The sequence below is a fragment of the Pseudescherichia vulneris genome (assembly GCF_902164725.1).
GTDB lineage: Bacteria > Pseudomonadota > Gammaproteobacteria > Enterobacterales > Enterobacteriaceae > Pseudescherichia > Pseudescherichia vulneris.
This window is the reverse complement of record NZ_LR607338.1, coordinates 1,417,120-1,426,805: the sequence shown is the minus strand read 5'-3', so window position 1 is coordinate 1,426,805 and position 9,686 is coordinate 1,417,120. Positions and strand designations below refer to the sequence as shown.

The window sequence follows — 9,686 nt, the reverse complement described above, 5'->3', positions numbered from 1 at the left end:
GGTTTAGTCATCGGGCTATTTGGTAGCATTCTTATCTTTATCTGTTTTCTTGTCTATCTGGCTAACAAAAAGAGCTATGAAAATTTAGTTTCGCTTTTTAAAGAAAAATATAGTTTTCCCGCGCCAGGTTCATTTTATCATATGGTGGGTTTTTTCGGTGTTTTTCCAGTAAGCAGGTTTTTTATCAAACTGAGTAAGAAGAAAAAAATTTCCTTTCTTAAACAGAGCGATCCGGCCTACAGCTTTTTTGAAGAAAATGACTTAAAAATTCAGCCGTGGATGAATTATCTATCCTATATGTGGATTACAGCCACAGTAGCTTACCTGCTTTCTGCAATAGCAGCCGTTATTTTATCTCTTATCCATTAGTCAGCATCCCAACCATAAAAAACGGGAGCGCCATGGCTCCCGTTGTCATCTAATCCAGAAGATGGATTACATGTTTTCGATGATCGCGTCACCAAACTCTGAGCATTTCAGCAGCTTAGCGCCGTCCATCAGACGTTCAAAGTCATAGGTCACGGTTTTGTTATTAATCGCGCCTTCCATGCCTTTAACGATCAGGTCTGCGGCTTCGAACCACTCCATATGACGGAGCATCATCTCTGCGGAGAGGATGATTGAGCCTGGGTTCACTTTGTCCTGGCCTGCGTATTTCGGTGCAGTACCGTGGGTTGCTTCGAACAGCGCGCACTCGTCGCCAATGTTCGCGCCCGGTGCGATACCGATCCCGCCAACCTGGGCTGCCAGGGCGTCAGAGATGTAGTCACCGTTCAGGTTCATACAGGCAATCACGTCGTACTCGGCCGGACGCAGCAGGATCTGCTGCAGGAACGCATCGGCGATCACATCTTTAATGATGATCTCTTTGCCGGTGTTCGGGTTTTTGATCTTCTGCCACGGGCCGCCATCGATCAGCTCACCGCCGAACTCTTCCTGTGCCAGCTGGTAGCCCCAGTCTTTGAACGCGCCTTCGGTGAACTTCATGATGTTGCCTTTGTGCACCAGGGTCACAGAGTCACGATCGTTAGTGATCGCATACTCAATGGCAGCACGCACTAAACGCTTAGTACCGTCTTCTGAGCACGGCTTGATACCGATACCGCAATGTTCCGGGAAGCGAATTTTCTTCACGCCCATCTCTTCGCGAAGGAATTTGATCACTTTCTCAGCGTCAGCGCTGTCGGCTTTCCACTCAATACCGGCATAGATATCTTCGGAGTTCTCACGGAAGATCACCATGTCGGTCAGCTCCGGGTGTTTAACCGGGCTTGGCGTACCCTGGTAGTAACGTACCGGGCGCAGGCAGACATACAGGTCCAGCTCCTGGCGCAGGGCGACGTTCAGGGAACGAATACCACCGCCGACGGGCGTCGTCAACGGACCTTTGATTGCTACACGATACTCACGGATCAGATCCAGGGTCTCAGTCGGCAGCCAGACGTCCTGGCCATACACCTGGGTCGATTTCTCACCGGTATAAATTTCCATCCAGGAAATTTTACGCTCACCGTTGTAGGCCTTTTGCACAGCGGCATCAACCACCTTGATCATCGGCGGCGTCACGTCCACACCGATACCATCACCTTCGATAAACGGGATGATCGGATTGTTTGGCACGTTCAGCTTGCCGTCTTGCAGGGTGATCTTACTACCTTCCGCCGGAACAACTACTTTGCTTTCCATTCACCTCTCCTTCGAGTTCGAGCGTGTTTTCGTTCTGCTGTTTTGTTAATAAATTGTAATGGGCCTGTCAATACTAACTGATTGTCGGCTGGCATGAAAGGCGCAAGTTATTCCGCTATAATGCGGCAATTGATAACATCTGAAAATACCATGCGCAAAACTTCTTTTATAGATCACCGGGTTAAGCGATTCAGCTCACAACAACCCACTCAACGCCACGGCAAAAACCACCCAAAGCGGGTGATTTTGTTCAATAAACCCTACGATGTGTTGCCGCAGTTTACCGACGAGGCCGGGCGCAGCACGCTGAAGGATTTTATCCCCGTCGCCGACGTCTATGCCGCAGGCCGTCTGGACCGTGACAGCGAAGGTCTGCTGGTGCTGACCAACGACGGCGCACTGCAGGCGCGGCTGACGCAGCCGGGCAAGCGCACCGGGAAGATCTACTACGTTCAGGTGGAAGGTGAACCCGGCGAGGACGCGCTAGCGGCGCTGCGCAACGGGGTGACGCTCAACGATGGCCCCACCCTACCCGCCGGCGTCGAATTGGTTAGCGAGCCTGACTGGCTGTGGCCACGTAATCCGCCGATCCGCGAGCGAAAATCCATTCCTACCGCCTGGCTGAAAATCACCCTCTACGAAGGGCGTAACCGCCAGGTGAGGCGCATGACCGCGCACGTAGGTTTTCCCACGCTGCGCCTGATCCGTTACGCTATGGGAAATTACACGCTGGATAATCTCGCCAACGGTGAGTGGCGAGATATTGCTGAATAAGGATGAAAGTATGTTTAAACCGCACGTTACCGTTGCCTGCGTAGTGCATGCCCAGGGTAAGTTTCTGGTTGTTGAAGAGACCATCAACGATAAAGCGCTCTGGAACCAGCCTGCCGGACACCTCGAGGCCAATGAAACCCTGGTGCAGGCCGCCGCGCGCGAGCTGTGGGAAGAGACCGGCATTGATGCCATTCCCCAACACTTTATTCGCATGCACCAGTGGATTGCGCCGGACAACACCCCCTTCCTGCGCTTTCTGTTTGCCATTGAGCTTAACGAAACGTGCGCTACCTGGCCTAACGATGGCGATATCGATCGCTGCCTGTGGGTCACTGCCGATGAGATTTTAACCGCCTCTAACCTGCGATCGCCGCTGGTGGCAGAGAGTATCCGCTGCTATCAGAGCGGTCAGCGCTACCCGCTGGCGCTGATCGGCGAATTTAACTGGCCTTTTACAAGTGATGCCTGAGGCGCGCTGGCATGATAGAATACGCCGCCTTGAAGTTTAATGTCGCGAGTATTCTATGTCTGAAAGCCCAAAAAAAGTGATCGTCGGGATGTCCGGCGGTGTCGACTCTTCCGTCTCTGCCTACCTGCTGCAACAGCAGGGCTATAAGGTGGAAGGCCTGTTCATGAAGAACTGGGAAGAGGATGACGGCGAGGAATACTGCACCGCCGCCGCCGATCTTGCTGATGCGCAAGCGGTGTGCGACAAGCTCGGCATTGAGCTGCACACCGTAAACTTTGCCGCAGAGTACTGGGATAACGTCTTTGAGCACTTCCTCGAAGAGTACAAGGCTGGCCGCACGCCAAACCCGGATATCCTCTGCAATAAAGAGATCAAATTCAAAGCCTTCCTGGAGTTCGCCGCCGAAGATCTCGGCGCGGACTATATCGCTACCGGCCACTACGTGCGCCGGGCAGACGTCGATGGCAAAAGCCAGCTGCTGCGCGGACTGGACGGCAACAAAGACCAGAGCTACTTCCTCTATACCCTCGGCCACGAACAGATCGCCCAGAGCCTCTTCCCGGTTGGCGAACTGGAGAAGCCCGAGGTGCGTAAAATTGCCGAAGAGCTGGGTCTGATCACCGCCAAGAAGAAAGATTCCACCGGGATCTGCTTCATCGGCGAGCGCAAATTCCGCGAGTTCCTGGGGCGCTACCTGCCTGCCCAGCCGGGTAAAATCATCACCGTTGACGGGGACGAGATTGGCGAGCACCAGGGGCTGATGTATCACACCCTCGGCCAGCGTAAGGGCCTTGGCATCGGCGGCACCAAAGAGGGCAGCGAAGATCCGTGGTACGTGGTCGATAAAGACGTTGAGAACAACGTGCTGATCGTCGCCCAGGGTCACGATCACCCGCGCCTGATGTCGGTGGGCCTGATCGCCCAGCAGCTGCACTGGGTCGATCGCAAAACCTTTACCGGCACGCTGCACTGCACGGTAAAAACACGCTATCGCCAGACGGATATCTCCTGCACCGTCACCGCACTGGATGACGAGCGTATTGAGGTCCGTTTTGACGAGCCGGTAGCTGCCGTTACGCCGGGCCAGTCCGCTGTCTTCTACAGCGGGGAAGTGTGCCTGGGCGGCGGCATTATTGAGCAGCGTCTACCGCTGCCGGTTTAACGTAGAACATTCTCCCCGTGGCGCGTAATGCTGCGGGGATACAAGGAGTGAGTGTGGCGAAGAACTATTATGATATCACCATCGCGCTGGCAGGGATCTGCCAGTCAGCTCGTCTGGTGCAGCAGCTGGCGCATCAGGGAACCTGCGATTCCGACGCTCTGCATGTCTCGCTGAACAGCGTTATCGATCAGAATCCAGACTCCACGCTGGCGGTGTTTGGCGGTAGTGAAGCCAACCTGCGTATGGGTCTCGAAACCCTGCTGGGCGTGCTCAACACCAGCAGCCGCGAAGGGCTGAACGCCGAGCTGACCCGCTACACGCTGAGCCTGATGGTGCTGGAGCGTAAGCTCGCCGCGAGCAAAGGTGCGATGGATAACCTTGGCAGCCGCATTGCCGGGCTGTCACGCCAGCTTGAACACTTCGATCTGCACTCCGACACCCTGTTAAGCGCGATGGCCGCGATCTATGTCGATGTCATTAGCCCTCTCGGCCCGCGTATTCAGGTCACGGGCTCCCCGGCTGTGCTGCAAAGCGCTCAGGTGCAGGCGAAAGTTCGCTCCTCGCTGCTTGCCGGGATCCGCGCCGCCGTGCTCTGGCACCAGGTGGGTGGTGGCCGTCTGCAGCTGATGTTTTCCCGTAATCGTCTGTCTACACAGGCGAAACAAATTCTTGCTCATTGTTAACGTCCCGGAGTTTTGTCTTATGGAATTATCCTCACTGACCGCCGTTTCCCCTGTCGATGGACGCTACGGCGATAAAGTCAGCGCGCTGCGCGAGATCTTCAGCGAGTTCGGCCTGCTGAAGTTTCGCGTTCAGGTAGAAGTACGCTGGCTGCAAAAGCTGGCGGCACATGCAGCTATCAAGGAAGTTCCTGCTTTTGCTGCCGACGCAAACGGTTACCTAGATAAGATTGTCGCGGAATTCAGTGAAGAAGACGCCGCACGCATCAAAACTATTGAGCACACCACTAACCACGACGTGAAAGCGGTCGAGTATTTTCTGAAAGAGAAAGTGGCTGACGTACCGGCTCTGCATGCGGTCTCTGAGTTCATCCACTTCGCCTGCACCTCGGAAGATATCAACAACCTCTCTCACGCTCTGATGCTGCATACCGCGCGGGAAGAGGTGGTTCTGCCCTACTGGCGCAAGATTATCGATGCGGTAAAAGATCTGGCGGTGCAGTATCGCGATATCCCGCTGCTCTCCCGCACCCACGGCCAGCCAGCCACGCCGTCAACCATGGGCAAAGAGATGGCCAACGTGGCCTACCGCATGGAGCGTCAGTTCCGCCAGCTTGCGCAGGTTGAGATCCTCGGTAAGATCAACGGCGCGGTGGGTAACTATAACGCCCACATCGCGGCCTACCCGGAAGTGGACTGGCACCAGTTCAGCGAGGAGTTTGTGACCTCCCTTGGCATCCAGTGGAACCCCTATACCACCCAGATCGAGCCGCACGACTATATCGCCGAGCTGTTTGACTGCATGGCGCGCTTCAACACCATCCTGATCGACTTCGACCGTGACGTTTGGGGGTATGTCGCCCTGAACCACTTCAAGCAGAAGACGATCGCCGGTGAAATCGGCTCGTCCACCATGCCGCACAAGGTTAACCCTATCGACTTCGAAAACTCCGAAGGCAACCTGGGCCTCTCCAACGCGCTGCTCCAGCACCTGGCGAGCAAACTGCCGGTTTCTCGCTGGCAGCGCGATCTTACCGACTCCACGGTGCTGCGTAACCTCGGCGTGGGCATCGGCTACGCGCTGATCGCCTATCAGTCGACGCTGAAAGGCGTGAGCAAGCTGGAAGTGAACCGCGATCGTCTGCTCGACGAGCTGGATCACAACTGGGAAGTGCTGGCTGAGCCGATCCAGACGGTGATGCGCCGCTACGGTATCGAAAAGCCATACGAGAAGCTGAAAGAGCTGACCCGCGGCAAACGCGTTGATGCCGAAGGCATGAAGCAGTTTATCGATAGCCTGGCGCTGCCAGAGGAAGAGAAAACCCGCCTCAAAGCCATGACGCCTGCCAACTACATTGGCCGAGCCATCACCATGGTTGATGAGCTGAAATAATCCCTGCCTTTTAGCCCGCTCTCGTTTAGGGAGCGGGCTGCTTCCCCGCTGGTTTACTCTCCGTTGATTTCAATCGCATCATAATTACGTATTCGCGTTAAACTATTTACAACAAGAATTTATGGGAGTTTGGACAATGCGCGTACTCGTCGTAGAGGATAACCCTTTGCTGCGCCACCACCTCAAAGTTCAGTTGCAGGAGCTGGGGCACCAGGTCGACGCCGCCGAAGATGCAAAGGAAGCGGATTACTACTTAAATGAACACCTTCCCGATATCGCCATCGTCGATCTCGGCCTGCCGGATGAGGACGGACTGTCGCTGATCCGCCGCTGGCGTAGCCATGATGTCGCCCTACCCGTACTGGTGCTCACCGCCCGCGAAGGGTGGCAGGACAAGGTCGAGGTGCTGAGCGCCGGGGCCGATGATTACGTGACTAAGCCGTTTCATATTGAAGAGGTGGCCGCTCGAATGCAGGCCCTGATGCGCCGCAACGGTGGTCATGCCTCGCAGGTTATCTCTATGCCGCCGTTCCAGGTCGATCTTTCGCGTCGGGAGCTATCCATTGACGACGAGGTGATCAAGCTGACCGCCTTCGAGTACACCATCATGGAGACGCTGATCCGCAACAGTGGCAAGGTGGTGAGCAAAGATGCCCTGATGCTACAGCTCTACCCGGATGCCGAGCTGCGGGAGAGCCATACCATCGATGTGCTAATGGGTCGCCTGCGCAAAAAGATCCAGGCCCAGTATCCCCATGAGGTGATTAATACCGTGCGCGGCCAGGGCTATCTGTTCGAATTGCCTTCATGAAGAAGCTTCGGCGGCACCTGCTGCCGCTCTCCCTGCGGATCCGCTTCCTGCTCGCCACGGCTGCCGTAGTGCTGGTGCTCTCCCTCTCCTACGGCATGGTGGCACTGGTGGGCTACAGCGTGAGCTTCGATAAGACCACCTTTCGCCTGCTGCGCGGCGAGAGCAACCTCTTCTATACGCTCTCCAAGTGGGACAACCAGCGCTTCAGTATTGAGCTGCCGGAAAACCTGAATCTGCAAGGTCCCACCGTGGCGCTGATCTATGACCAGCAGGGGCAGCTGCTGTGGTCCCAGCGCAACGTACCATGGTTGGTTCAGCGCATCCGTCCTGAATGGCTGAAGAGCGATGGCTTCCATGAGATCGAGGCCGACGCCGACGCCACCAGCACCCTGATCAGCGGCGATCCCTCGGCGCAGAAAGCCCTCAGCGATCTGCGCGCAGACGACAACGATAGCGAAACCACCCACTCGGTGGCGGTGAATTACTTCCCGGCGACGGCCCATATGCCACCGATGACCATTGTGGTGATCGACACCGTGCCCGATGAGATAAAGCAGGCGCATCAGGTATGGAACTGGTTTATCTACGTGGTGATGGCTAACCTGCTGCTGGTTATACCCCTGCTGTGGATCGCCGCGCGCTGGAGCCTGCGTCCCATCGAAGCGCTGGCTAAAGAGGTACGCGAGTTGGAGGAGCACCACCGCGAGCGCCTGAACCCCCTAACCTCCCGCGAGCTGGTCAGCCTGGTGCGCAACCTCAATCGCCTGGTGAAGAGCGAGCGCGAGCGCTACGACAAGTACCGTACCACCCTCACCGATCTGACCCACAGCCTGAAGACCCCGCTGGCGGTATTGCAAAGCACGCTGCGCTCGTTACGCAGCAATAAGCTGAGCGTGAACGACGCCGAACCGGTGATGCTGGAGCAGATCAGCCGTATCTCCCAGCAGATTGGTTACTATCTGCATCGGGCCAGCATGCGCGGCGGCAGCGTTATGCTCAGCCGCGAGCTGCATCCGGTGGCGGCCATGCTGGATAGCCTCACCTCGGCGTTGAATAAGGTCTATCAGCGCAAAGGAGTGGCGATTACCCTTGATATCTCCCCGGAAATTAGCTTTGTCGGTGAGAAAAACGACCTGATGGAGGTGATGGGTAACCTGCTGGATAACGCCTGCAAATACTGCCTGGAGTTTGTTGAGGTCTCCGCCCGCCAGTCCGACGATCGATTGCATATCATCGTTGACGATGACGGCCCTGGCATTCCTGTGAGCCTGCGGGAGACGATTTTTGACCGCGGTCAGCGGGCCGATACGCTGCGTCCCGGCCAGGGAGTAGGCTTAGCCGTTGCCCGGGAGATCGTGGAGCAGTACGGCGGGGAGATCGTGACCGGGGAAAGTCCGCTCGGCGGCGCACGAATGGAGGCTATATTTGCTCGTCAGCAGGAGAGCGGCGGGGATAATTAACGAATTAAGCATCCAGCCAGGCCGCCATCCGTTATAATCCGAGTCAGACACAAGACCAGGAAACTCATATGGAATATCAATTAACACTCGACTGGCCCGATTTTATTCAGCGTTACTGGCAAAAGCGCCCGGTAGTGCTGAAGCGTGGCCTGGCTAACTTTATCGATCCCCTCTCGCCGGACGAGCTGGCTGGGCTGGCGATGGAGAGCGAAGTCGATAGCCGCCTGGTCAGTCATCAGGATGGTAAATGGAACGTTAGCCACGGCCCGTTTGAAAGCTACGATCACCTGGGTGAAACCAACTGGTCGCTGCTGGTACAGGCGGTAGATCACTGGCACGAGCAGAGTGCCGCCCTGATGCGTCCCTTCCGGGCGCTGCCGGACTGGCGTATTGACGATCTGATGATCTCGTTCTCGGTACCGGGCGGCGGCGTGGGTCCGCATCTGGACCAGTACGATGTGTTTATCATTCAGGGTACCGGCCGCCGTCGCTGGCGCGTGGGCGATAAGGTGCCGATGAAGCAGCACTGCCCGCATCCGGATCTGCTGCAGGTCGATCCTTTTGAAGCGATCATTGATGAAGAGCTGGAGCCGGGTGATATTCTCTATATTCCCCCTGCCTTCCCGCACGAGGGCTACTCCCTTGAAAACTCAATGAACTACTCGGTGGGCTTCCGCGCGCCTAGCGGTCGGGAGATGATCAGCGGCTTTGCGGACTATGTTCTGCAACGCGAGTTGGGCAGCCACCGCTATAGCGATCCGGACGTACCGTCGCGGGAGCACCCGGCGGATATTCTGCCTCAGGAGCTGGATAAGCTGCGCGGAATGATGCTTGAGCTGATTAACCAGCCGGCACAGTTCCAGCAGTGGTTCGGTGAGTTTATCTCCCAGTCGCGCCACGAGCTGGACGTCTCTCCGCCGGAGCCGCCGTATCAGCCTGATGAGATCTACGATGCGCTGCAGCAGGGTGACAAGCTGGTGCGTCTCGGCGGTCTGCGCGTGCTGCGCGTCGGTGAAGAGATATTTGTTAACGGTGAGAAGGTCGATTCCCCGCACCGCCCGGCCCTCGCCGCGCTGGCAAACCATATCGTGGTGACCGCCGACACACTCGGCGATGCGCTGGACGACCCGTCGTTCCTCGCCATGCTCGCCGCGCTGGTTAACAGCGGCTACTGGTTCTTCGAAGATTAACTCTCGGTAACGTAACGCCCGGCGCGCCTGCCGGGCCTACAAAACTACCGCAGCCTCACAC

The 9,686-nt window shown here is 56.6% G+C and carries 10 protein-coding genes; 9 read left to right on the top strand and 1 reads right to left on the bottom strand.

Annotated elements, in window-relative coordinates:
- Positions 1 to 369, top strand: a 369-nt coding sequence (locus FN633_RS05875) for a hypothetical protein (RefSeq protein WP_243731478.1), incomplete at its 5' end; no start/stop codon positions are given.
- A gap of 66 nt (positions 370 to 435) precedes the next feature.
- Here FN633_RS05875 and icd read toward each other — a convergent pair.
- Complete coding sequence (icd, locus tag FN633_RS05870; RefSeq protein ID WP_154057069.1) at positions 436 to 1,686, bottom strand: NADP-dependent isocitrate dehydrogenase; 1,251 nt, start codon at positions 1,684 to 1,686, stop codon at positions 436 to 438.
- Positions 1,687 to 1,806: 120 nt separating this feature from the next.
- On the opposite strand from icd, the gene rluE reads away from it, so the two are divergent.
- From rluE to FN633_RS05830, 8 genes are all read left to right on the top strand, one after another.
- On the top strand, positions 1,807 to 2,460 hold the full coding sequence (gene rluE, locus FN633_RS05865) for a 23S rRNA pseudouridine(2457) synthase RluE (protein ID WP_042392887.1): 654 nt from the start codon (positions 1,807 to 1,809) through the stop codon (positions 2,458 to 2,460).
- 10 nt (positions 2,461 to 2,470) lie between these two features.
- Positions 2,471 to 2,929, top strand: a complete 459-nt coding sequence (locus FN633_RS05860) for an NUDIX hydrolase (protein ID WP_042392884.1) — start codon at positions 2,471 to 2,473, stop codon at positions 2,927 to 2,929.
- 55 nt (positions 2,930 to 2,984) lie between these two features.
- Entirely contained in the window at positions 2,985 to 4,091 is a 1,107-nt protein-coding gene (gene mnmA, locus FN633_RS05855) for a tRNA 2-thiouridine(34) synthase MnmA (protein ID WP_154057068.1), read from the top strand.
- A 53-nt stretch (positions 4,092 to 4,144) separates the two neighbouring features.
- Positions 4,145 to 4,774, top strand: a complete 630-nt coding sequence (gene hflD, locus FN633_RS05850) for a high frequency lysogenization protein HflD (RefSeq protein WP_154057067.1) — start codon at positions 4,145 to 4,147, stop codon at positions 4,772 to 4,774.
- Between the two features lie 19 nt (positions 4,775 to 4,793).
- Positions 4,794 to 6,164 (top strand): adenylosuccinate lyase, encoded by a 1,371-nt coding sequence (gene purB / locus FN633_RS05845; RefSeq protein WP_154057066.1) that lies wholly within the window; start codon positions 4,794 to 4,796, stop codon positions 6,162 to 6,164.
- A gap of 136 nt (positions 6,165 to 6,300) precedes the next feature.
- Positions 6,301 to 6,975, top strand: a complete 675-nt coding sequence (gene phoP / locus FN633_RS05840; protein WP_154057065.1) for a two-component system response regulator PhoP — start codon at positions 6,301 to 6,303, stop codon at positions 6,973 to 6,975.
- The gene (gene phoQ / locus FN633_RS05835; RefSeq protein WP_154057064.1) at positions 6,972 to 8,435 is read left to right on the top strand and encodes a two-component system sensor histidine kinase PhoQ; all 1,464 of its coding nucleotides are present in this window, start codon (positions 6,972 to 6,974) and stop codon (positions 8,433 to 8,435) included. The genes phoP and phoQ overlap by 4 nt, the downstream gene beginning before the upstream one ends.
- A gap of 68 nt (positions 8,436 to 8,503) precedes the next feature.
- On the top strand, positions 8,504 to 9,625 hold the full coding sequence (locus tag FN633_RS05830; RefSeq protein WP_042392870.1) for a ribosomal protein uL16 3-hydroxylase: 1,122 nt from the start codon (positions 8,504 to 8,506) through the stop codon (positions 9,623 to 9,625).
- Positions 9,626 to 9,686: the final 61 nt, after the last annotated feature.